Source organism: Ligilactobacillus aviarius subsp. aviarius DSM 20655, assembly GCF_001436315.1.
Taxonomy (GTDB): Bacteria; Bacillota; Bacilli; order Lactobacillales; family Lactobacillaceae; genus Ligilactobacillus; species Ligilactobacillus aviarius.
This window is the reverse complement of sequence record NZ_AYZA01000024.1, coordinates 203,747-225,638: the sequence shown is the minus strand read 5'-3', so window position 1 is coordinate 225,638 and position 21,892 is coordinate 203,747. Positions and strand designations below refer to the sequence as shown.

22 protein-coding genes and 3 pseudogenes are annotated in these 21,892 nt (G+C 38.4%); 3 read left to right on the top strand and 22 right to left on the bottom strand.

The window, feature by feature from the left end; translation table 11 throughout:
• Positions 1-8: 8 nt before the first annotated feature.
• Genes rpe through rbsK form a run of 4 tightly spaced genes read right to left on the bottom strand, consistent with a single transcriptional unit; the run spans position 9 to position 2,915 of the window.
• Complete coding sequence (gene rpe, locus FC33_RS07850; RefSeq protein WP_057828039.1) at positions 9-653, bottom strand: ribulose-phosphate 3-epimerase; 645 nt, start codon at positions 651-653, stop codon at positions 9-11.
• Between the two features lie 25 nt (positions 654-678).
• On the bottom strand, positions 679-1,566 hold the full coding sequence (gene rbsU / locus FC33_RS07845; protein ID WP_057828038.1) for a ribose/proton symporter RbsU: 888 nt from the start codon (positions 1,564-1,566) through the stop codon (positions 679-681).
• A gap of 18 nt (positions 1,567-1,584) precedes the next feature.
• Positions 1,585-1,980 carry a D-ribose pyranase gene (rbsD, locus tag FC33_RS07840; RefSeq protein WP_057828037.1) on the bottom strand — a complete coding sequence of 132 codons (396 nt, stop codon included), beginning with the start codon at positions 1,978-1,980 and terminating at the stop codon, positions 1,585-1,587.
• 29 nt (positions 1,981-2,009) lie between these two features.
• Positions 2,010-2,915, bottom strand: coding sequence for a ribokinase (gene rbsK / locus FC33_RS07835; RefSeq protein WP_057828036.1), 906 nt, complete (start codon positions 2,913-2,915; stop codon positions 2,010-2,012).
• 265 nt (positions 2,916-3,180) lie between these two features.
• Between rbsK and FC33_RS07830 the strand changes: the two genes are divergently transcribed.
• A complete protein-coding gene (locus FC33_RS07830) occupies positions 3,181-3,408 on the top strand; it encodes a hypothetical protein (protein WP_057828035.1) in 228 nt (75 codons plus the stop codon).
• Between the two features lie 171 nt (positions 3,409-3,579).
• On the opposite strand, the gene FC33_RS07825 is transcribed toward FC33_RS07830, so the two are convergent.
• Positions 3,580-4,002: an OsmC family protein gene (locus FC33_RS07825; protein ID WP_057828034.1), complete on the bottom strand. Its 423-nt coding sequence runs from the start codon at positions 4,000-4,002 to the stop codon at positions 3,580-3,582.
• A gap of 105 nt (positions 4,003-4,107) precedes the next feature.
• Here FC33_RS07825 and FC33_RS07820 point away from each other — a divergent pair, with 105 nt between their 5' ends.
• Positions 4,108-5,445, top strand: a complete 1,338-nt coding sequence (locus tag FC33_RS07820; protein WP_057828033.1) for an MATE family efflux transporter — start codon at positions 4,108-4,110, stop codon at positions 5,443-5,445.
• A 72-nt stretch (positions 5,446-5,517) separates the two neighbouring features.
• Here FC33_RS07820 and FC33_RS07815 read toward each other — a convergent pair.
• The 3 genes and pseudogenes from FC33_RS07815 to FC33_RS07805 form a co-directional block, all read right to left on the bottom strand.
• Positions 5,518-6,837: pseudogene (locus FC33_RS07815) on the bottom strand (M20 family metallopeptidase).
• Between the two features lie 28 nt (positions 6,838-6,865).
• Positions 6,866-7,051 (bottom strand): annotated as a pseudogene (locus tag FC33_RS07810) (YfcC family protein); the annotation flags it as partial.
• A gap of 196 nt (positions 7,052-7,247) precedes the next feature.
• On the bottom strand, positions 7,248-8,582 hold the full coding sequence (locus FC33_RS07805) for a D-serine ammonia-lyase (protein ID WP_146993397.1): 1,335 nt from the start codon (positions 8,580-8,582) through the stop codon (positions 7,248-7,250).
• A gap of 160 nt (positions 8,583-8,742) precedes the next feature.
• Here FC33_RS07805 and FC33_RS07800 point away from each other — a divergent pair, with 160 nt between their 5' ends.
• Positions 8,743-8,946 (top strand): hypothetical protein, encoded by a 204-nt coding sequence (locus tag FC33_RS07800; RefSeq protein WP_057828031.1) that lies wholly within the window; start codon positions 8,743-8,745, stop codon positions 8,944-8,946.
• A 34-nt stretch (positions 8,947-8,980) separates the two neighbouring features.
• Here the strand turns inward: FC33_RS07800 and FC33_RS07795 are convergent, their stop codons facing one another.
• From FC33_RS07795 to hdcC, 14 genes and pseudogenes are all read right to left on the bottom strand, one after another.
• On the bottom strand, positions 8,981-9,889 hold the full coding sequence (locus FC33_RS07795) for a deoxyribonuclease IV (RefSeq protein WP_057828030.1): 909 nt from the start codon (positions 9,887-9,889) through the stop codon (positions 8,981-8,983).
• Between the two features lies 1 nt (position 9,890).
• On the bottom strand, positions 9,891-10,295 hold the full coding sequence (tagD, locus tag FC33_RS07790) for a glycerol-3-phosphate cytidylyltransferase (protein WP_057828029.1): 405 nt from the start codon (positions 10,293-10,295) through the stop codon (positions 9,891-9,893).
• The gene (locus tag FC33_RS07785; RefSeq protein WP_057828028.1) at positions 10,292-11,326 is read right to left on the bottom strand and encodes a glycosyltransferase; all 1,035 of its coding nucleotides are present in this window, start codon (positions 11,324-11,326) and stop codon (positions 10,292-10,294) included. The genes tagD and FC33_RS07785 overlap by 4 nt, the downstream gene beginning before the upstream one ends.
• A gap of 14 nt (positions 11,327-11,340) precedes the next feature.
• Positions 11,341-12,549 (bottom strand): glycosyltransferase family protein, encoded by a 1,209-nt coding sequence (locus tag FC33_RS07780; RefSeq protein ID WP_057828027.1) that lies wholly within the window; start codon positions 12,547-12,549, stop codon positions 11,341-11,343.
• A gap of 2 nt (positions 12,550-12,551) precedes the next feature.
• Positions 12,552-13,715, bottom strand: a complete 1,164-nt coding sequence (locus tag FC33_RS07775; RefSeq protein ID WP_057828026.1) for a glycosyltransferase — start codon at positions 13,713-13,715, stop codon at positions 12,552-12,554.
• Between the two features lie 23 nt (positions 13,716-13,738).
• Positions 13,739-14,917 carry a CDP-glycerol glycerophosphotransferase family protein gene (locus FC33_RS07770; protein ID WP_235803907.1) on the bottom strand — a complete coding sequence of 393 codons (1,179 nt, stop codon included), beginning with the start codon at positions 14,915-14,917 and terminating at the stop codon, positions 13,739-13,741.
• A gap of 18 nt (positions 14,918-14,935) precedes the next feature.
• Positions 14,936-15,808: a YitT family protein gene (locus FC33_RS07765; RefSeq protein ID WP_057828025.1), complete on the bottom strand. Its 873-nt coding sequence runs from the start codon at positions 15,806-15,808 to the stop codon at positions 14,936-14,938.
• 139 nt (positions 15,809-15,947) lie between these two features.
• Positions 15,948-16,832, bottom strand: a complete 885-nt coding sequence (locus FC33_RS07760; RefSeq protein ID WP_057828024.1) for an alpha/beta hydrolase — start codon at positions 16,830-16,832, stop codon at positions 15,948-15,950.
• A gap of 93 nt (positions 16,833-16,925) precedes the next feature.
• A pseudogene (locus FC33_RS08585) lies at positions 16,926-17,069 on the bottom strand (helix-turn-helix domain-containing protein); the annotation flags it as partial.
• Positions 17,066-17,260 carry a MazG-like family protein gene (locus FC33_RS08560; protein ID WP_338033112.1) on the bottom strand — a complete coding sequence of 65 codons (195 nt, stop codon included), beginning with the start codon at positions 17,258-17,260 and terminating at the stop codon, positions 17,066-17,068. The pseudogene FC33_RS08585 and the gene FC33_RS08560, both read right to left, overlap by 4 nt.
• 208 nt (positions 17,261-17,468) lie before the next feature.
• Positions 17,469-18,746 carry a histidine--tRNA ligase gene (hisS, locus tag FC33_RS07750; protein ID WP_057828023.1) on the bottom strand — a complete coding sequence of 426 codons (1,278 nt, stop codon included), beginning with the start codon at positions 18,744-18,746 and terminating at the stop codon, positions 17,469-17,471.
• Positions 18,747-19,013: 267 nt separating this feature from the next.
• Complete coding sequence (gene hdcB, locus FC33_RS07745; RefSeq protein WP_057828022.1) at positions 19,014-19,472, bottom strand: histidine decarboxylase maturation protein HdcB; 459 nt, start codon at positions 19,470-19,472, stop codon at positions 19,014-19,016.
• 8 nt (positions 19,473-19,480) lie between these two features.
• Positions 19,481-20,416 carry a histidine decarboxylase, pyruvoyl type gene (hdcA, locus tag FC33_RS07740; RefSeq protein WP_057828021.1) on the bottom strand — a complete coding sequence of 312 codons (936 nt, stop codon included), beginning with the start codon at positions 20,414-20,416 and terminating at the stop codon, positions 19,481-19,483.
• Between the two features lie 23 nt (positions 20,417-20,439).
• Positions 20,440-21,892 (bottom strand): histidine-histamine antiporter (gene hdcC / locus FC33_RS07735; RefSeq protein ID WP_057828020.1); only part of this gene is annotated, 1,453 nt, incomplete at its 5' end.

Below are 21,892 nucleotides of genomic sequence, written 5' to 3'. Positions count from 1 at the left end.
TAAGATTTCTAAACTGCTTTTAATTTTTGAATTTGAATTGCAGGTGTTTCATGATTATAAACAAACGATCCTGCAACGGCAATCGTCGCTCCTGCTTGTTTGCATTGCGCGATTGTCTGATCATTGATTCCGCCATCGACTTCAATTTCAAAGGCGAATCCTTCTTGAGCTTTAATTTCTGCAAGCTGTTTGATTTTATGCGTCATGGACGGCAGAAAATGTTGACCGCCAAATCCTGGGTCAACGGTCATCACTAAAACCTGATCAACATCTGAAAGCAAATCAGTGATCATCGCAACCGATGTTCCCGGACAAATTACCAGTTCAGCCTTTTTCCCTGCTTCATGAATCATCCTTAATGCGCGATGGATGTGCGGCGTAGCTTCGTAATGAACGCCGATGATATCCGCTCCGGCAGCGGCAAATTCACTGATCCATTTCTCAGGATGTTCAACCATTAAGTGAACATCAAACGTCAAATCTGACTGTCCGCGTAACCGCTGGACAACATTTGCTCCAAAGGAAAGATTCGGAACAAAATTGCCATCCATCACATCAATATGCAGGTAATCTGCGCCAGCTTGCTCAACACGCTTCACATCTCTTCCTAAGTTGGAAATATCTGCACTTAAAATTGAAGGTGCAATTTTCATTTTATTTCACCCCTGTCAAATCGTCTTAAACAATTACCGTAATTGCTGCGGCTCCGATAATAATTACCAAACCTAAGATCGTAACCAGCATTTCCTTATGCGTTTTCTTCTGACCTAAGAACCAGATTCCCGTTAACGTTGCTAGGACCACTGATGTTTGTGACAAGATAAATCCGGTTGCCAAGCCATTCATATTTGGTTGAGCAGAAATCAAGTAAGTCAAAGCTGCAAATGCAAAGAAGAAACCAGAAATGATTTGTTTGTAAGTTACCTTTTCTGTAAACGGTGATTGTTCTTTGTTTTTAATCGTCGCAATTACACCATAAACAATTCCAACAATTACCATTCCGATTGCTTGCGGCAAGAAGGCATGCATCCCGTTAATATGGGCTGCTTGTGGGGCCGCTGAATATGCCCAGTATCCGATTTCACCAAACAATAAAACAAGGACTGCCTTCTTCAATGCTCCTTGACCTTCTGTCGTTTTCTTTTCTGACCAAACCGTCATCCATGCGCCGAGAATGATCAAGGCTAAGGCAATAAATCCTACAACCTTATCCATTCCAGTTGGCCAATCACCCAACGCAACGACGCCCCATAATGAGGCTCCTAACAATTGGAAAGCGGTCGTAACCGGCATTGCCCGTGACGATCCAATTAATGTAAATGAATAAAATGTTACAATCTGCGCACATGCCCAACCGACTCCCGAAAGAATCGCCAGTAATAAATCCATTCCGTGCGGAAATCCTAAATGTTCGATTTGGTTGTAAACAATCGCAAAAATCAACGTCCCCAGAGTTGATCCTAAAATTTGGTTAACGGGTTTCCCGCCAAATTTCGATGCAATCGTTGGATAAATTCCCCAACCGATCAACGGTCCGAGGCCAATTAAAATCGCAACCATATTCATATAAACTACCCCTTCTTTTTAGAAAACAACGCCGCTTTCAAGCATAATATTTGAGTACGGTGTCATTTCATCGGTCCGAATAAACGCTTTACAATCACTTAAGTCCTTCTTCATTTCATCGTGCGGAATGAAAACGATCGGTATATCTGGCAGCCGTTTCTTAATATTTTCCAGCATTGCCGGATTTTGTGTTTTGATTTCTTCTGCAAGAAAGATCCGCTGAACTTCAAGTTCTTCCAAAACGTTATTTAAAACATCCATAAAACTTGGAATTCCTTGTGTAACTGCCAAATCAATTTTTTCAGTTCCAGCTGGAACCGGCATCCCAGCATCACCGATTGCTAACTTGTCAAAGTGTCCCATTTGAGCAATTACCCGTGACATATCTGAATTAATGACCTTTGTTTTTTTCATGATTGATTCCTCCCCAAAATGATCTTGATCTACATTTCCTTTAAATATGGAATTGAAGGCTGCGCACCGAAGCGTTGAACCGTAATTGATGATGCTTTATTACTGAATTTGATTGCATCTTCTAAATTACTGAAATCTTTATTCAAAACGCTGCTTAATGCTCCAATAAAGGTATCGCCGGCAGCCGTCGTATCAACTGCGTTGACCTTTAACGCTGGAATGATTGCGGTCTTTCCGGCATAACTATAAAAAGTTCCTTGACTTCCAAGCGTGATCAAAACGGCTTTAATTCCTAAAGCATGGAATTTTTCAGCTGCGTTGATCATTGAAGCTTGATCCGTAATTTTAATTCCGGTAATCACTTCGGTTTCCGTTTCATTTGGAACGATCATATCGGTTACTTTAAGTAATTCTTCTGGAATTTGATCAATTGCCGGTGCGGGATTTAAAATCGTTACAACGCCGTTTTGACGCGCGATTTTAAATGCTTCCGTTGTACAATCGATTGGAGTTTCGAATTGAGCAACTACGAAGTCGCTTTGAGTGATCAAGTCGCGATTCTGATCAACGTGTTCCGGTTTAAATGCCATATTGGCGCCACCATGAACGTAGATTAAGTTTTCACTATCATCGTCAACGATCACGAATGCTTGACCTGTTTTATGATTGGATAACGTTGCGATCCCCTGGCAGTTGATTCCATCTTCATGTAAAAGCTCCAGCATTGTTTGACTTACTTCCCGGTCTTCTCCCATAGCACCAATGAAGGAAGTGTCAGCCCCCAAGCGTTGCGCAGCAATCGCCTGGTTGGCACCTTTTCCGCCACCGGCTGTAAAAATTTCTTTCGTATGCAAGGTTTCCCCTGGCTTTGCCATCCTTGCAACCCGAATTGTCCGGTCAAGATTGATGCTTCCAATAACGGTTACTTTATTCATAAAATATCACTCCAATTTAATTGACTCAGAGTGAAGCGCTTTACCCTGTAGTTATAATATACCTGATTCCGTAACCGATTTCAATAACCAATTTAATTTTTGGTAGGTACCAATTAAAGTACAAATAAACATTGAGATTATCAGCTTTTTGGTAAAATTTTTTTGATTTAAATGGTTCCTAATTGGTAAATTAACTTGAAAATGCTATCATGAAAGTTGAGGGAAATCCTTAAAAAAATTTGGTATATGGAGAGGAGTATTTGTTATGGAATTTGACGAACTCACACCCCAAGAACAAGAAATTTTTATGGAGGTTGCCAAAAGCAAAATTGAAGATGAAGTCTTCATGGCTGATGGAAAGAATTATTTCTCATTAGTAACGAAAGGATTAGTTAAGGAAATTCCAAATGCAAACTTTCTTGCTGCATCCGTTATTTTAACTAAGGAAGGCAAAAAACTCCGCGATAAAGTTTTAAAAAAGGAAAATAATTAGCCGTTAAAGGTATTTGAAAGCTGCGACTTTGATCGCAGCTTTTTCTTATTGAAAAAATCCTTATCCTCTTCACAAAACTTCACGTTTCTTGTTGCTTAAAGGATAAGGACCTTATTAATTAACCACTATCTGTATCATAGTAAGATTTTAAAAGTTATTCAAAAATTTTGCTTAGTAACTCCACGTAACCTTGGTTTGATCTTCAACCGTTGCGTGAACCGGGCATGCCGTTACACATTCTTGGAAAAACCGTTCTTCCTCTGTTCGCGGCAAATCAGATTCCATTTCAAACTTAATTTGAATGTCTGAAATTCGATCTTTGATTCGGGGGTCAACAATCCCATGGGTCTCAACATTTCCTGTAACCGTTACTACTAACTTATTAATCTTGATTCCTTTTTGTTTGGCCAATGAACGTGCTGTAATATTTAAGCATGAACCAAGAGCGCCAAAAAAGTAATCAGTTGGACGCGGATATTTACCACTTCCACCTACCCGTGCTGGCTCATCACACTTAAAGACCAGTTCGCCTGTATCATTAGTAACTTCATAACCGTCATCGCTTTTCGTCGAAACAACTTTCATTGAACGCATCGCAATCCCTCCTTCATTTTTATTTTAGCGCTTTAGATATTAATTATCTTTCATTAAGCTCTATGATAAACTGAAACTAAGAATCATTTAGAAAGGATCAGTTCAATGTCAGAAAATTCTAACACATCCCTTAACCATCAGTTATCGCAATATGTTTTTCGCAGCATTTTAAGTACCGTTGGTGCTTCCATTTATGTACTTGCTGATAGCTTTTTTGTTGCTCAAAAAATGGGCGTTTTAGGCGTTGCCGTAATGAATCTTTCAATGCCGCTGTTTAACGTAATGGATGGGCTTGGTTTTCTTCTCGGAATGGGCGGTGGAACATTGTTTACAATTTATCAAATTCAAGACCGCAAACGTTCAACGAAAACATACACGCAAACGGTGATCATGGGATTGATTATCGGACTTGTCTTTACTTTACTCGGAATTTCATGGGCCTCGCAAATTTCACATTTACTCGGAGCCGATCAAACCACTTTTAAAATGACCTTCCAGTACGTTCAAACCGTCCTCCTGTTTGGTCCTGGATTTATCTTTAATAATCTTTTACTCGGATTTATTCGCAATGATCATGGAACCAAAACCGCGATGTTTGCAATGACGATTTCAAGTCTTGCCAACATTTTCCTTGATTGGCTTTTCATTTTACGACTAGACATGGGAATGGTTGGTGCCGGATTAGCAACGAGTTTTTCTCCGATCATCAGTATTTTAATCATCCTGACCCATTTTAGAAAAAAGGAAAATCACTTGAAACTCGTAAGTCATCCCTTCATTTTAAGTGATCTTCGCCAAACCTTTTCAATTGGGTTGCCATCATTTTTAACAGAAATGAGTACTGGGTTTGGAATCTTTATTTATAACTGGGTATTTCTTAAAGTCAGTGGTAATAATGCCGTTGCCGCTTACGGCATCGCGGCCAATGTTCTCCTAGTTGCATTAGCTTTATTTACGGGAGTTGCTCAGGGAATCCAACCAATCGTCAGTCAAGAATATGCGCATCGGAATTTCAAAACGATTAAACACGGATTGCACTTTGGATTGATAATTGCTGAACTGCTTGGAATTGTCTGCTTGGCATTTGTATGTTTTAACAGTCACCTAATTATTGATTTCTTCAATGCCGCATCGAATCTCAAAGTCATCAACCTTGCAAATTCGGGAATGAAGTTGTTATTAATCAGTCTTTTGTTTTCAAGTTTAAACGTTGTCTTTAACATTTTCTTCTCAGCTATCAGCAATTCGTATATCTCGATTGCAATGGTTATTCTGCGAGGATATATTTTCCCGTTGATCCTCGTTCCTCTTTCAGCCAAAATATATGGGATTAACGGCGTATGGCTTAGCTTGGCAATAATTGAAGGAATTACCTTGATTGCCGAATTAATTACATGGGGATTCACTCAAAGAAAATTAAAAGAAAATGATTTCTCATTTTAATAAAAAAACGGGCATGCTGTAAATGAAACTCTTCTTACAACATGCCCATTTCTATTGCATTTTTATAACTTTTTAATCAACACATAAGCGCTTAACGGCTTCAGCATAAATATCCATCGCTTTGTTAAAATCAGCAACTGACCATTGTTCATTGGTTTGATGCATATAGTCAGGAGTTGACGGCAACATTGCTCCAAAAGCAACACAATTATTCATTGTCCGCGCAAAAGTTGCTCCTCCTGAAATTTGCGGTTGAGCATCCTCATCGCCAGTCTTATCACGATAGGCATCCATTAATGTTTGAACCAACCTCGAATCTGCAGGAACATGAAGCGGAGCAAGATAATCATAATGCTTGTTTCTTAACTGTTTCGCTCAATTTTTCAATCAATTTATCATGATCAATCGTTGATGGAATTCGCATATCAAGTTGCATCCGCGTTTTATTCTTATTGATTTCCAAACTTGAAATATTAAACGTCAAGTCTCCTGTTTCATCCGAAACTTTACCGAGAATATTTGCCCCTGTTGCATCTTCTTTCAATTCCCCGATAAAGTTAAGCGGTGTGAAATCAAATACCTTATTTAATGCTATCCCTAGCCGAGTAACCGCATTAATTCCTTGATGCGCAAGCATTGCATGAACCGCCTTTCCTAAAACAAGAATTCCGTCACCTTGTTCTTTATATTCAAAGCCAAATTGATCTAATGCAGCCTTAACTTTATCAAGTTTTGGTCCGTTATAAAATGCTTGTGCAGGAACCGCATTAAATGCACCTTTATCTTCAACTTTTAATTGATCAGTTCCAGGTCCAATTAAATATGCTTGTTGCAACCCTTTTTCTGCATATGTAACTGGGAATTCTGCATCTGGCGAAAATCCTAAGTCGATTTGAGATTCCTTTTCATTGTATTTTTCAATTCCGCGCCATAAGATTTCTTCATCAGTTCCAAAAATGAAACGAATTTTTTTATTAAATTTGTAACCATCTTTCATTAATGCCTTAACAGCAAACAAAGCAGCAATTGTTGGCCCTTTATCATCCTGAGCACCACGTCCATAAATTATATCATTTTCAATTATCCCTTTATATGGTTCGTGATTCCATTCATCAACGTTTTCAGCAGGAACTGTATCTCTAAATGTCCAATAATCCCTAACGTTTCTAAACCTTCACCAATTTCGGCATAACCGTAGTATCCCTCGGGATCTTCGTATGTAATAAATCCTAAATCTTTGCAAATTTTCATCATTTTATCCCAAGCTAACCGAATATTCTTTCCAAAAGGAGCATTCTTTTCAGCTTCTTGATTAAAAGATGGTTGTGAAATCATTGTCTTAAGTGCTTCAAGTGCCTGTTTGCGAATTGCATTACTAATTAAATCTCTCATTTTAAATCCTCCTTAAGCACGATTCGAATTACAATACTGCTAAAATTCCAAGGTAAATACATGCAACAACAAACAAAATTACCATCAATTTAGAAATCCATTTCCACCATTTGCTTATGTCTACACGTGCAATCGCTAAAGCACCCATGATAACTGCTGATGTTGGCGTAATTAAGTTTACCCAGCCCGATGCAGCTTGGAAAGCAGTGACTATCCAATTAATTTGATAATTATGAGAAAATAATTTTTGTTTTCTTTCCTTATCAATGATTAATTGTTGATATTCCAACTAATTTTTACTTTACCCCTTAATTAACATAAAATTAGATTTTTTATAATTATTTCAATTAACCATAAAAAAATCGAAAGTTGTTTAAAAACAACTTTCGATCTGCTTAAAGACTTGATTTCTAATCATCTAAGTGTGTTTTAAGATTTTGTTGATTAATTTCGTCCGGAACCATCGAACCCCCTGTAGCCCATGCAAGATGAACGATATTATCTTGAATTTGATCCAATCCATTATCCTTCATGAATTGCTTAGCATATTTGTTTTCAAATAATTTAACTGGGCCTTCAAACGTTGCGCATGATGATGGTTCGATCGTCATCTCTTCTGAAGAATGAAGTTCACGTAAATAGTCAAATAATGCGCCATCGCGAACCGTAAATTCACCGTCAAGCATTGGTTTCATGTAATCACCGGAGAACGTTGATGGGCTTGGGCATGCCAAGCCATCAGCTTCAGTCTTACCGTCAAGCCCAATATCCATTACCGAAACATCATTATTCAAACCCGTTACCATCCCTAATGGAATACTTGGACAATGAGTTGGTTGAATAAGGAAGACCCGCGCAGCTTCACCAAAAACAGCCTTCATTCCAAATAACGTACCGCCGGATGAACCGCCAACGCCAGCTGGACTGTATACAAAGACTGGATGATCTTTATCAACTTTGATTCCTTGCTTTTCAAATTGTTTCTTTACCCGTAAGGCAGAAGTGGCATAGCCTAAGAACAAAATCCGTGATTTAACATCATCAACAAAGTAACTCTTCGGATCAGCATCGGATTCAGCCCGCCCTTTCTTCAAAGCAATGTTAAAATCTGTATCATATTCAATGACCTTTGCACCTTTTTCACGCAATAAGTCTTTCTTCCATTGCTTAGCATCATAACTCATGTGAACAATGGCATTGAATCCAAGCGCAGCCGCCGTGACCCCAATTGAAATTCCAAGATTTCCGGTTGAACCAACTTGGACTTTATATTGGCTGAAAAGTTTCTTAGCTTCTGGAGTAACTAATTTTGTATAGTCATCTTCCTTTGATTTCAATAAGCCTTCTTGCAATGCAATGTCTTCGGCGTGTTTCAAAACTTCATAAATGCCACCCCGAGCTTTAATCGAACCAACAACCGGTAAATCAGAGTCCATTTTCATGTATAACTGGCCATGAAACTCATGTTTTTTTTCAATTTCAGCTTGCATTTTATCCAACTTTTCAAGCTTAGATTCAATAATTCCATCGGTCGCTGCCGTTTCCGGGAAAAGTTTGGCAATCATTGGAGCATAACGTTCCAAATCGGCTTCAGCGGCTTCAATATCTGCTAAGCCAAGCTCTTCATGATTCCAAATTTCATCTTCCGCAACTTTGTACGGGTTTACCCAAAAAGTTGGTTTTTGATTTTTAATATCTTCCAATGCAGGTTGTTCAGCAATATACTTGTCAATATTGATCTTCATTTTTGGACCTCCAATTACCTGGTTTGTGTTTGTATTCACACTACGATTATCATACCATACTCTTACTAGTGAACCCAGTAAAATTCAAGATTTTCGCTCTCGATTTCAATTAAATATGATACGATAAAACTATGATTATTTAACGAGGAGTTTGAAAACGATGCATCACATTTTAGCGACCATTTTGGCATTTCTGATTTTAGTTGAAATTCTCTATTTTCTTTACTTCTGGATGGGAAAATTCTTCAACTTTGGAAAAACATACTTTTACATTACTTTTTACCGGAAATTTTATCCAAAGAAAATTCTGATTTGGTCTGTTATTCTTGACCTGATTCTTTTCTGCGGTGTTTTGTTCATCTAAAAAATCGGCTCTCTTTCTGAGAAGCCGATTTTTCTTAATCTTCTAGTTTTCCTTTACTCTCCAAAACCTTATCCTGCATTTCAGGGTCAAACTGATTATCCTTAAGCATCCGAATTTCATATCCATACGGGGCATACTTGTGATTTTTATCTGGTCCGATAAATGGAGTTTCAAGAATCTTTGGAATTTCCTTTAAATCTTCAAAATGGGCGATTTTACTCAATGCATCAAATCCAATCTCGCCAAATCCAATGTTAGCGTGGCGATCTTTGTGACTACCCTGCGGATTCTTTGAATCATTTAAATGAATAACTTTCAACCGGTCAAGGCCGATCACATGGTCAAATTCATTTAAGACCCCTTCAAAATCGTCTTTGATTGCATAACCCGCATCACTTGCATGGCAGGTATCCAATGTAACTGACAACTTTTCATTCAGTTGAACCTGATCGATCATTGACGCGATTTCTTCAAATGACCGGCCAACTTCAGTTCCCTTACCGGCCATTGTTTCGATCGCAATTTGAACATGTTGGTCAGGAGTCAGCACTTCATTTAATCCTTTAGCAATATTCGCAATTGCAGCTTCCGCACCGGCGCCGACGTGAGCGCCAGGATGCAACGTCATTTGATCTGCTCCGAGAGCATCAGCCCGTTCAATTTCTTTCCGCAAAAAATCAACGGCAAATGCAAATTTGTCAGGTTTCTTAGTGTTTCCCAAATTAATGATGTATGGCGCATGTACGACGATGTGGGACATTCCATGGTCTTTGATATATGCTTGGCCTGCAGGAATATTCATTTCATCAATTGGTTTGCGGCGCGTATTTTGAGGCGCTCCCGTATAGATCATAAACGTGTTTTCGCCATAACCGAAAGCTTCCTCAGCTGATCCCAGCAACATCTTTTTTCCGCTCATACTTACATGTGATCCAATCAGCATTTTACTTTCCTCTTTTCTCGTTTAAATCCGTTTTAATTTGCGTGGTGCTAATTTCAGGAGTCCGTGGAAGGTAAACCACGTCAACTCCTTCATCTTTCAGATAATCAAACTTGCCTTTCCAATCATCACCCATCACGAAGGTGTCGATCTTATATTTCTTCATGTCGGTCTTCTTTTGTTCCCAGCTTTCTTCTGGAATTACCAAATCGACATAGCGAATCGCTTCGAGCAGCTGCTTACGTTTCGCATAATCAAAATATGCTTTTTTATGTTTTGATTTCCAATTAAATTCATCCGTTGAAAGGCCAACGATTAAATAATCACCATATTCTTTAGCCCGTCGCAGTAAATTAACATGACCATAGTGGAGCAAGTCAAATGTTCCGTATGTAATTACCCGTTTCATTTTGTCTTCACTCCATTCTGATCAATGATTTCTTCGGCTTGATGAATCGCATTCTTGATCATCATTCCATTTCGCAATTTTGCAGCTAGTTTTTGCGCATTGGCTTGCAATTCAAAATATTCATCTGCACTAATATTTTGCAGGGTTTCGTCAAGATTTTCAAGGCTTTCAACCGCAATTCCGACATGCTCATCGAGAACAAACTTACTGATTGCCGCCTGGCTCCAAACAATGACTGGCATTCCAGAGCTCAGGTACAAAGATGTCTTATGCGGCGCATTATAGTGCTGGTAATCCGCATAAATTCCGCCATTTCCGTCAAGCGATGTACCATCCCAAACCAATCCGAAATCACCCTTTAAATATTTCGGCAATTCTTCCGCTTGGTAAAGGCCCTCATACGAGATATTTGACGGATATTGCGGGGCCGGATCCATTCCAAAAAGATATGCATGACTGTGTTGTAACTTTAACTTGGTAAGGAAAGAAGACTTTTCAAGGTTGCCGGCAAAACAAATCGACCGGTGATATTCATGATTTTCAACCAGTTTTTGCGGATTGTAATAGTCGAAAGCCCCGAGGATTACCATGGGCGTTGTCACTCCGTTTTGGCGCATCTTGTCCTTCATTGCCTGACTATGAACAATGAGGCAATCAGCTGCATTAAAAATTGCCACCTCATCCTTAAAGAATTTTTGGTCGCCCTTATATTTCCGAATGGCTTCGTAATCGTGAATTACAAAAATTAATTTAGCATTCGTTTGTCGCCGAACCTCTTTAATGATCGCTTTTGTCAGAAAAACCGTATACATCGGATACTGAAAAATAATCTTATCCGCATCCTTATTTTTAAATAAATGCGGCAGTTTAAAGATCCGATACCCCAATTTCTGAATTCGCTTGATCGGCAGATCCAAGTCTAAAATTTGATAACCAACTTCACCAAGAAACTGGTTAATATCCGCCTTGGCTTTTGGGCCGGCATGCTTATAGCCCTTATAAATATCAGAGGTCAACACATAGTTTGTCATAAAAATCTTCTTTCTTACTTAACTTTTTTCTTCACCCGTTGGAAAAAGCGCAATCCAAAAATCTTCTTAAAAATCGGCGCTTTGATCATCCGGTAATATATCCGCCGGGTCAATCCGGGATTTAATGGTCCAAGCTTATTTTCAATTGTTTGCTGAATTTGAAGTTTATTTTTATCCGTCAACGATTGAAGATTAAATTCCAGATTTTCAAATTGTTGGGTCCGGTCAACAAACTTTGAATAATAGTCTGCTGCCATTGCTTTTAATGCTGCTTGGGACTGTTCAAACTCATCGGTCGTGACCGCATGCTGACTGATTGCAATCATTTTGTCAGCATCCTCAGCCAGACTATGCTTTTCGATCCAATGAACCATCGGCACATCCTTAAAATTCTCGTAAACCACATCATCATCGCCCAGATAGGCCAATACTTGATGTCCCTGCGCAACCGTTTCCGCAATCGAATATCCAAGGGTTTCAAATTTCGACGTTGAAAGGTATGTATAATGCCGTGGAAGCGGCCGATTGATGGAAACCATTGAGCGTAAATGATTCCCGTCAATGTAACTGCGATAATCAAATTCATCCGCACCGGTTCCTTGAATATACAAATGAAAATCAGTTTTGCCGTGCTGCTTCAAATCGTTGATCAGCCGCAAACTATACATAATGTCTTTTTGCTTTTCAAAAAAGCGGCTTTGAACGACAAAGTTCTTGCTTAGTTGGTCATCAATTCTACCCCATTTTAAATGGTCAAGGCCGACCGTTTGCACATAAATTCGTTTGAAATTATATCGTTCTTCAAACTCATCTTTGATTGATGTCGTCGCAACCCGGACACACGATAAATCATTCAGTCTCGGAAGATCGTCATCAAGAAGCGCTAACGGCGTATGAACCTCGCCGACGATCAACGCTTGTGGATTAGCGTTACGCAAAAGTGCACTTAACGGAAAAAGATCTTCCCGCGTGATCAAAATAACATCATACGGTTCTAACCATTGGCTTTGATTTTCAAACAGATCTTTGATCAATGCAAATTGTGTCTTTGCAAGTCCGTGATGCCGTCTTTTCAATTGATGAACATCCGTTGCATTAAACGGTAAATAATTAAAGTAAACTGTTGAAGCGTAATGCTGGTTTAACGTTGTTAATAAATTCAAATTACTTTGCGTCGTGCCGCCAACTGCAAAAATGTTATATCCAATAACTGCTGCCCGCATCTTTAATAATCATCCTCCAATTGAGGTTTGCCATAAAGTTTTCGTAATAACTTTGTTGAAGTTGAGATCGTGTACCCCTTTTCAATCAGTTCGTTCATTGTGTTGTAGCTCTGTTCAAACCGGTTATTTGTTTCTAAGCTCAATGAGTGAAATTCATCTGCCCAACTTTGCGGATTATCGATTGAAAGCGCCGTTACTGCCCCCAACGTTTGCACTTCTGCCGGTTGCCGTTGCGAAACAACCGCTTTCGCTCCATTGGCAAGGCTGTGTAATAACGCTAATGATAATCCGCCCGATTCAGCCGGATAAGCAAAAACATCAAAAATATTTTGAACTTCTTCCGTATTTTCAAGGTAGCCGGTAAAGATCACGCGACCTTCTAAATGTAATTGATAGACCTTCTGCCGTACTTCTTCCAGTTTTGGTCCATCGCCAATCAAAACTAACTTCGCGTTCGGATTGATCTTTTGAAATAGATTGAAACTGTCAATCAAAAATGATTGATTTTTAACATCAATAAACCGCCCGATGTTTCCAATTACAAAATCATTTTCATTAATATCATACCGTTTGCGATAATAAATGTTCTGTTCTTCATGATACCGTTGTTTCCGCACCGCAATCCCATCCGGAAGCAACTTAAAGCGCGGACTACGTTGAATACGTGACGAGAAGAAAAAGTCCGCTGCGCCTTGCGTAACTGCCAGAAAGTCGGTCCCGTAAACTTCAGCCATTCGGCGACCAACCTTTTGCAACTGCCGGCTGGTCAGGTTCATCGTTCCTTCAAGGTTCGAGTATGCGTGGACGATTACCCGGTCAAATCCCAACCGGCGCGCATAAACGATTGAGACCGGATCACACAGCATATTCAAATAAAGGTGAATTACATCACTGTTTAACAAGCATTCGCGGTAAACCTGATGAAGCTGGTGATTAAATGCCCGCCGTTTCCTCAAAAAATGCTTATCTTTGATATCAGTAAAGTAAAATGGAACTTCATAGTAGTTTCCAAAATGTTTCAATTCCCGTGCTGGGCGATAGTTTGCGATATTAATAATATTAAATTCATACCCGTCAGCTAATAATGCCCGGTAATTCGTTTTGAAAAAACACGTTAATCCAATATCTTCACTAAAAAATCCCAGAACTGTAATTCGCTTCCGCATTTTGGAGATCTCCTTCTTTAAAATTATTTTTGAATGTATTTCAGTTCAGTCTGTAAAACCCGCTCAGTTGCATGGCCGTCATTGGCCGTATTCCATAGTTGATTAAACTCCGTAAAGTCAGTTGCTTCCAACGGTTGCTGGACTTCCTTAATCAAATCTGACGTAGTCGTCACCATCTTACCGGGAATCCACGACTTAAAATCGGCTTGAATCCCGACCCGCTGAGCATATTGATCATAGTCATAGCAATAAAACAGAATTTGTTTTGCATTTGGCAACAAGGAATAGTCAAAAATCACCGATGAATAATCCGTGATCAACCGGTCAGCGACCAACAATAAGTCATTGGTACTAAAATCATCGACCCAAATGACCTTATCCGAGTCCAGCTGCTGTTTGAATTGCTTTTCAAATGACTTTACATGCGGATGAAACTTAATAATTAGTCGCTGATTACCGGATAATTGATTGACAAATTGACCAAAATCTTCAGAAAAGTTCATCACCGGTTTGCCGACCTCATTTTCCCTGTAAGTTGGTGTATACAAGATAATCTCTTTGCCGATAATATCAGGATGTTTTCGTTTAATATTTTGAGAAACTTGCATTTGCCAATTTTTGTTAAACAACTCATCTGTTCGAGGATAACCAATCACATTCATTCGAGTTTGCGGAACGTGATAACTTTGGACAAATACCTGCGCCATTTTCTTTGATCCGATCAAATATTCATCAAACTGATCGTAAACTTTTTGAAAACGGCGCTTATCTGCTGCCGAACGTCGAGCCGTGGTTAATTCTTCCCACCCAAACGTCTTGATTGCACCGTTTGCATGCCAGAGTTGAACGATATGGGTTTGTTGGTGATCAAAGGCACATCCGCTTAAAAAGGCATAGTAATTGTCGCACAACAGTAACCGTGCTTGCATCACAAGCTGTAATTTATGAAAGACAAAGTCAAATCCGTCCGTAAACTCAACGGTCTGAATTCCTTCAGCTGCAAGTCGTGTTGCTGCCGCCTGACATTGCGGTAAATATAAAACGGTAAAATTTCTTCCCAACTGCTTGGCTAAATCGGCAAATGCCTTGATCAAATGTTCATTTCCCGCAAAACTCATTAAGTATACAATGTCCTGCGGATTTTTCACCCGTTTCCACCGTGAAACCAGTTTAACGAGCCAAATATAAATTACTTTTTTCAAAATAATCCCTCATCCAACTTACGGTTCCGGTTCATAGAAGTGGCCAATCGTATGAACATTTTCGGTAATACTTACAAACGCCTTCGGATCAGATTCCCTGAGGGCTTCATGCAAGTCTGGAATTTCATACCGCGAAATAATCGTAAAGAGGATCGTCTTCGCGTCATGCCGGTAAGCCCCTTCAGCTCCATGAACAATGGTAATTCCGCGCCGCAAATGACTTTGAATACAATCAACCACGCTATTCGGTTTGGTCGTTACGATCATGACCTGCATCTTTTGTTGCCGCGTATAAACGGCATCCATTACTTGGGCATTAATAAACAACCCGATTGCGGAATAGAAGGCGTACGGCCAACCATAAACTAATCCAGCGGCCAAAACGATAAACGTGTTGAAGATAATGTTAACGGTTCCGACTGATTTACCGGTCAGTTTTCGAACCGTCAAGCTGATAATATCCAGTCCACCGGTTGAAATGCCGCTCTTCAAGGCATACCCAGTTCCGTAGCCGTTAAGAATTGCCCCGAAGATCGCACAAATCAATGGATCCTTAGTTAAAACGGTTGGATGAAGCAGCTTGATCATTACACTTGAGCACACAACCGCGATAACCGTGAAAACGGTAAAACGGTGGCCAATCTGTTTCCATGCCAACACAATTAACGGCAAGTTCAGCAAAAAAATCCACGTTCCGGTTGTAATCGGAACCGGCGTGTGCTTAAATAATGAATTCAGGAGCTGAGCTAGCCCAGTGATTCCCGATGAATAAATATGGCCGGGATCCCAGAAAAAGTTCATCGCAACTGACACCAACAACCCGTAAATCAATGCTGCCGATGCCCGTGATAAGTAAATGTGTTTCTTCCACATTTTCTGAAGTTCATTCATGTTTATTCTTTACCCACTTTTCTTTTATCAATAATATTTCCTATCATTATATACATTCATTCCTAATTTTATCAATGTTTAAAAGGGACTGTAAAGGAATAAAAAAGAATTGTGATAAAAGTCACAATTCCGTAATTTTTTACCTCAAATTCTTTTGAATAAATTGAATTTCATCATCAAGTGCCTGATCAGCAAGTTTATCTTTCTGACTGATCATAAAATCATGCTGCCGGGGATGCTGATCATCACCATAGACCTTTGCGACGTGCGGATGATGATGCGCCATCAAAAAGCCGGCAAACTTCATCGAATCATCCCGTAAAAAGTCTTGATTGGCCGTGGCAACATACAATGGTGGCAATGAATCCGTGAAACTTTCCTCAGTTGCCATCATTACTTTCTTTTCGGTCATCACTTGATCCGTGAAATAAGCCCTCGTTGCCGGCCATAACTTCTGAGTCAGCATAAAGTACGGCGCACAGTTCAAAATGCCTGCCCGAAAAGTAATTGCCGGCCGCGAATAACCAAATAGTTTCCGATATGCTGGATTTGCCCACGTGGTTAAATACTGTAATGCCATTTGTCCGCCAGCGCTATCCCCTGATAAGACGGCATTTTCTAAATCAAAATCAAATTCATTTGCATGCGCAACCGTCCAATGAATAAATCGGTCAACATCATCCAATTCACCTGGAAAAACAACGTCGGGCGCAAGGCGGTAACTTGCATTCACAACCACAAAACCACGTTGAGCAAGCCGCATCCCATAATACTGATATGTCTCCTTTGATCCATAACACCAATTGCCGCCATGAATCAAAATAATGACCGGTAATTTTCCGTTTCGTTTTTGCGGACGGTAAACATCGAGTAGATTCCATTGCGGATCATCGCCATATTGAAAGTCATTGGTGCGTTCAACGCCGTCAAAAATCTTTGGAAGATCGTTATCCCGCTGATCATCTTCCGCCTGCCATTCTCTTCTGATTTTCATAATTGCCTGAATTTGTTCTTTGGTTGCCATAATATTCCTCCGAAAAGTTTGGAATTTTCTTTTGCGGATATTATAGCATGAATATCAAAAAGCAGTTCCACTGGATAATGAAACTGCCAATTTTTATTGAATCAATTCAATTTCTTTATAATCCTGAGAATTCTCAGCTTCTGCATTCCGAATATCAATATCATTTTGCAAATTCAAAAAGTACTTGTCTGAGACACCGAAAAATTTTGTTAACCGGATTGACGTATCAACAGTTACTCCTTATCTTTCTTCCAATGGCGTCCCTTATTATATTCGAGCTTTGCCTTCATCACATCAACTGGATCTATCTTTAACTGGTCACACATGTAAAACAGGTAAATCAATGTGTCGGCAATTTCATACTTTAAGTGTGTCTTTTCCTCATCAGTTAGTTGATCAGTCGTTCCTTTCCACTGGAAAATCTTCATAATTTCGGCTGCTTCAATATTAACTGACTCGGCCAAATTCTTCAAATTATGATATTCCCCATCCCCGTGAATGTCTAAACTCGACAAGTTCCTGCATTAATTTTTGGTGATCCATCGTAATTACTCCTTAATGTCTTAGTAATGTCATTATTATACTGTAATAAGAAAACAGTCTCTCTCGAAAATTAGAAAGACTGTTAACCACACATTAATTCAAAATATCTTGAGGATTACTAATTAATTCTTCAAACGAAGCTAATTTTTCAGTATCACTATCTAGTTTCTTAAACTTTAATTGATGACTTCTAACCTCATTTTTCCCAATTACTACATAATAGTCAGCATTTCTTCTTGAAGCATCCTTAATCTGTTTTCCTACCTTAGCATTAGAATATGATTTCTCAACATACACGCCTTTTTTTCGAAGCTTATCCATTAATTCAAATGCTAATTTATCTCCCTGACTATCAGCAGAAACAATATACAACTTAGGACCTTTTGCATTTAGAAAATCAGGATTTTCCTGTTTAAGAAGCAAAATTAGCCTTTCTACTCCCATTCCAAAACCAATTCCACCCTTATCCGGTCCTCCAAGTTGAGAAATTAATCCATTATATCTACCACCTGCGCAAACCGTAGTCCACTTTCCACCGAAAGCTTTTGAATCAGACATTATTTCAAAAATCGTGTGCGTATAATAATCTAAGCCGCGAACCATCTCGTTATCAATTTCATATTTGATTTCCAAATCAGAAAGCAACTTCTTTACCTTTTCAAAGTATTTAGTCGAATAATCATCTAAATAATCCAAAATTGAAGGAGCATTGGCCACTATTTTTTTATCTTGCTCATCTTTACTATCTAAAACTCGCAAAGGATTTTTATATAATCGTTTCTTTGAATCTTCACTTAAGTTATCATAGTATGGTTCAAGATACTCAATTAATGCCTTCCGATATTTTTCTCTTGAATCGTCATTTCCTAATGAATTAATTACTAATTTAACGTTGTGTACCCCTAATTTGTTCAATAATAATATAGCCATTGAAATAACTTCAACATCAATTTCAGGAGATTCACTATTTAATGCTTCAACACCGATCTGATTAAATTGACGTTGCCGTCCTGATTGAGGCCGTTCATAACGGAACATTGGACCCATATAATATACCTTATATGGTTTAGGATATTCAGGACCATAAAGTTTATTCTCTACATATGCTCTAACTGTCCCTGCAGTTCCTTCAGGTCTTAAAGCCAAAAGACGATTTCCTTTATCATGAAAATCGTACATTTCTTTTGTAACAATATCTGATGTATCACCTACATTTCTTGCAAAAACATTATAGTCTTCAAAAATTGGCGTCCGAATTTCTTGATATCCAAATACTTTAAAAGTTTCACGCGATATTTTCTCAATCTTTTCCCATACTTCAGATTCTCCTGGTAAAATATCTGCTGTTCCTTTTGGTTTTTGATAAATCATATTAATTTTCCTTTCTATAAAAAAAACACCCTCAAAGGCTTTTGCCTTTGAGGGCGAAAATACGCTGTCCCACCTCATTTTATAGTAATCTCACAATTACTATCTCACTAAGTTATAAACTTAAAACCATAACGTAGTTTTTACGGAACAGACTACTTTTTACTTCGCCTGATCAATTCACAAGAGTGTAACATGCAAACAACCAAATTTCATCTTACAATGGATCTCTGTACAATTACGTTTACACTTTTTTCTTGATCATTATTTTTACTTTCCAGCTTTAGGATAAACAGGATTACAATCATCATATTCATAATGGCTTAAATTACCATCTTGCATATATCTCCTAAGTCGATCAATTTCTTCCGCATGATCTAAATCAAGCAATTGAGGAAATTCACCGCGAATTGTATTATCATATCCCGCTAAATTAATCTTTTGTGGCTTTAACTCTTGAATAAAGTCAAATACCCTTCCTTGAGTTATGTCTTTTGCAGACCATTTTTCTCCATTTGAAAATGTAATTTCAAAAGCTCCGTTAGGGACTCCCTTTATAAACTTTACATTTGAAATTAAATCACGTTTTCTAATGTTAATTTCATTTTCATTTATTCGATACAACTTGGATTTCCCAATTGCATAAATTATTTTTGAATCTTCTTCATTAACCACATATTGATTAATCTTATCATCAAGCCGTTCAATTTTCTTTTTGAGATTGTCCATATTTTCCTCTAGTAAGTTACATTATTTTTCTTTACTAAAGATTCATATCCCATTTTATCCAACCATTCAGGAAGTGAAAGATTTTCCATAATCTCCATGTCCTTATCTGGTGTAAGAATTGATCCATTTGGAATTGAATCAACAGGTAATGAGAAATATGGTCCAACTGTAATAGCATTTCCGATTTGTCCTGGTTTCATCATTACATGTGCAAAACCAATCCAAGAACTTTCAAATGCTGTATCAGCATCCTGACCGCATTCAGCAATTGACTTAGCAATTGCTTTACGACGACCGTTCAAGTATTCAATTAATTCATCTTCATTTGGAGTTTCCCAAACACCAGCATCTTCAATGAACATGCTCGAATTCTTTGAAGGATCCTTAGCAAATGAAATTGCGATTGCTGACCAAACACCATATCCCTGACCTGGTTTCAACGGTTCATCAGCTTTAGGACGTTCAGCTGTAACTCCTTTATTTGCGCAAACAATAAAACTTCCTGGAGCAGGATAATGTCGACGTTCTTGTTCCATTCCAAAATACTCTACTAAAGCATCTTGCAATGGTTTAGCATCATAAATTGGAAGATCACTTCCATCCCATTGCTTTTCTACAAATAAAGGCTTTACTTTATCAACTTCTGGATTTCGTAAAATATCGTATCCAACCACATGACCTTGGGGACCAGTAAAACTTGATGCAGTTGTCATATTAATTTGTCCAATGTAAGCGTTTTTTGTTTCTGCACGATCGTAGGAAACAATCCCATCAAGGACATCGTCATCGGTTTTATCACGAACTCCCGCATCAACTTTCAAACCTGTAACATAACCATTTCCAATATTACCAGGTTCCATATATCCACGAGAATATTGCTTATAGGGGCTGATTGCAATTCTATCAATACCTTGTTTATTTAAATTTAAATCTAATTTAGCCATTTTTATTCCTCCCCTAACTAAAATTATTTAATTAATACATAAAGACCAGCAATTGCAACAACAACAATAATAATTGCAAAAATTAATTCGCCAATTTTAAAGATATGTTTTTCATGCCGTTCTTTTCTTGCCCAAATATATACTGGAATTCCAATTGCATAGATAATGAATGAAATTGCGATGTATCTTACACCTGCTGCTAACCCCATTATTACTGTGTACAAAAATGCAAGAATTCCAATAATTAAACCATTAATTCGCTTATGCTTTGTATTTGTTGGAAACAAATCTTCTTTTGCACCAATCTTGATTAAATACATTGCACTTACCATGTAAGGCGCTACCGTCATTGTTCCGGTAATTGTTAACAACATCTGATATGCATTATTGTCAAAATGAGCAAAAATGATAATAATTTGCATAATAACTGTCGCTACTAATACTGAAACAATTGGAACATTTCTCTTCGACTTCTTAGCAAAGACCTGAGGAAATGCATGATCTTCTTCGGCAGCATGTTGTGGCAATTCAGACAACATTTGTACCCATGAAATCCAACTTGAAAATACTGCTACTAAAAGTCCAAATGTAATAATGTCACGTCCTAAATTGTTGTGCCATAACGAAATCAAAATATAAGCCGTTGATGGAGAAGTCATCTTAGCTAATTGGCCATATGAAAATGCTCCTAATGAAAGAATGCCCGTTGCAGCAAACAATACTAAACAGACAATAAATCCAATAACAGTTGCTTTAGGAACTTGTTTAGGATCACGTGCCTTCCCAGACATTACAACGGCACCTTCAATTCCACCAAACAACCATAAAGTGATCATCATTGTATTGAGCAACTGATGACCAATACTTCCTAAAGGATGATCACTTACAGATGCAACTGAATGAGTTGCTGTGGCATTCATTGTAAATGTATGCGCATTAAAATGTACGGCTACTGTTGCAAGGAAAATAACCATAACTGCTAACATAATCGCTGTAGCAACTTTTTGGACTGTACTTGAAACTTCAACCCCACGTAATACTAATGCTGTAATAAGCCATGTAATAATTGATGCACCAATTACAGACGGCCAATTACTACCTCCAGTAAATGTACCTGGGAAGAAATAGTCCAAAGTACTCATAACTAAAACTGCATAGGCAACATTTGCAAAACATTCACAAACAAAATATCCCCAAGCAGTAAAGAACCCCACAAAAGGCCCGAAACCAACTTCACCATATTTATAGAGTCCTGCTTGTAATTCCGGATGAACGTCGCTTAAGATCACAAACATTTCTGCAATAAACCAAATACCAATTCCAGTTGTTATCCAGGCCAATACTTGAGCATCAAGCCCAGCAACTTGCGACATATTCTTTGGAAGATCAAATACACCACTACCGACCATTGCACTTACAGAAAGTGCAATCAACCCAATCAGACCTAGTTTACCTGCATCTTTTTTTGAAGCTTTT

Coding starts and splice junctions, on each gene's coding strand:
- rpe (WP_057828039.1), bottom strand. CDS start 653: ATGAAAATTGCACCTTCAATTTTAAGTGCAGATATTTCCAACTTAGGA.
- rbsU (WP_057828038.1), bottom strand. CDS start 1,566: ATGAATATGGTTGCGATTTTAATTGGCCTCGGACCGTTGATCGGTTGG.
- rbsD (WP_057828037.1), bottom strand. CDS start 1,980: ATGAAAAAAACAAAGGTCATTAATTCAGATATGTCACGGGTAATTGCT.
- rbsK (WP_057828036.1), bottom strand. CDS start 2,915: ATGAATAAAGTAACCGTTATTGGAAGCATCAATCTTGACCGGACAATT.
- FC33_RS07830 (WP_057828035.1), top strand. CDS start 3,181: ATGGAATTTGACGAACTCACACCCCAAGAACAAGAAATTTTTATGGAG.
- FC33_RS07825 (WP_057828034.1), bottom strand. CDS start 4,002: ATGCGTTCAATGAAAGTTGTTTCGACGAAAAGCGATGACGGTTATGAA.
- FC33_RS07820 (WP_057828033.1), top strand. CDS start 4,108: ATGTCAGAAAATTCTAACACATCCCTTAACCATCAGTTATCGCAATAT.
- FC33_RS07805 (WP_146993397.1), bottom strand. CDS start 8,582: ATGAAGATCAATATTGACAAGTATATTGCTGAACAACCTGCATTGGAA.
- FC33_RS07800 (WP_057828031.1), top strand. CDS start 8,743: ATGCATCACATTTTAGCGACCATTTTGGCATTTCTGATTTTAGTTGAA.
- FC33_RS07795 (WP_057828030.1), bottom strand. CDS start 9,889: ATGCTGATTGGATCACATGTAAGTATGAGCGGAAAAAAGATGTTGCTG.
- tagD (WP_057828029.1), bottom strand. CDS start 10,295: ATGAAACGGGTAATTACATACGGAACATTTGACTTGCTCCACTATGGT.
- FC33_RS07785 (WP_057828028.1), bottom strand. CDS start 11,326: ATGACAAACTATGTGTTGACCTCTGATATTTATAAGGGCTATAAGCAT.
- FC33_RS07780 (WP_057828027.1), bottom strand. CDS start 12,549: ATGCGGGCAGCAGTTATTGGATATAACATTTTTGCAGTTGGCGGCACG.
- FC33_RS07775 (WP_057828026.1), bottom strand. CDS start 13,715: ATGCGGAAGCGAATTACAGTTCTGGGATTTTTTAGTGAAGATATTGGA.
- FC33_RS07765 (WP_057828025.1), bottom strand. CDS start 15,808: ATGAATGAACTTCAGAAAATGTGGAAGAAACACATTTACTTATCACGG.
- FC33_RS07760 (WP_057828024.1), bottom strand. CDS start 16,832: ATGGCAACCAAAGAACAAATTCAGGCAATTATGAAAATCAGAAGAGAA.
- FC33_RS08560 (WP_338033112.1), bottom strand. CDS start 17,260: ATGAAGATTTTCCAGTGGAAAGGAACGACTGATCAACTAACTGATGAG.
- hisS (WP_057828023.1), bottom strand. CDS start 18,746: ATGATTTATCAAAAACCAAAAGGAACAGCAGATATTTTACCAGGAGAA.
- hdcB (WP_057828022.1), bottom strand. CDS start 19,472: ATGGACAATCTCAAAAAGAAAATTGAACGGCTTGATGATAAGATTAAT.
- hdcA (WP_057828021.1), bottom strand. CDS start 20,416: ATGGCTAAATTAGATTTAAATTTAAATAAACAAGGTATTGATAGAATT.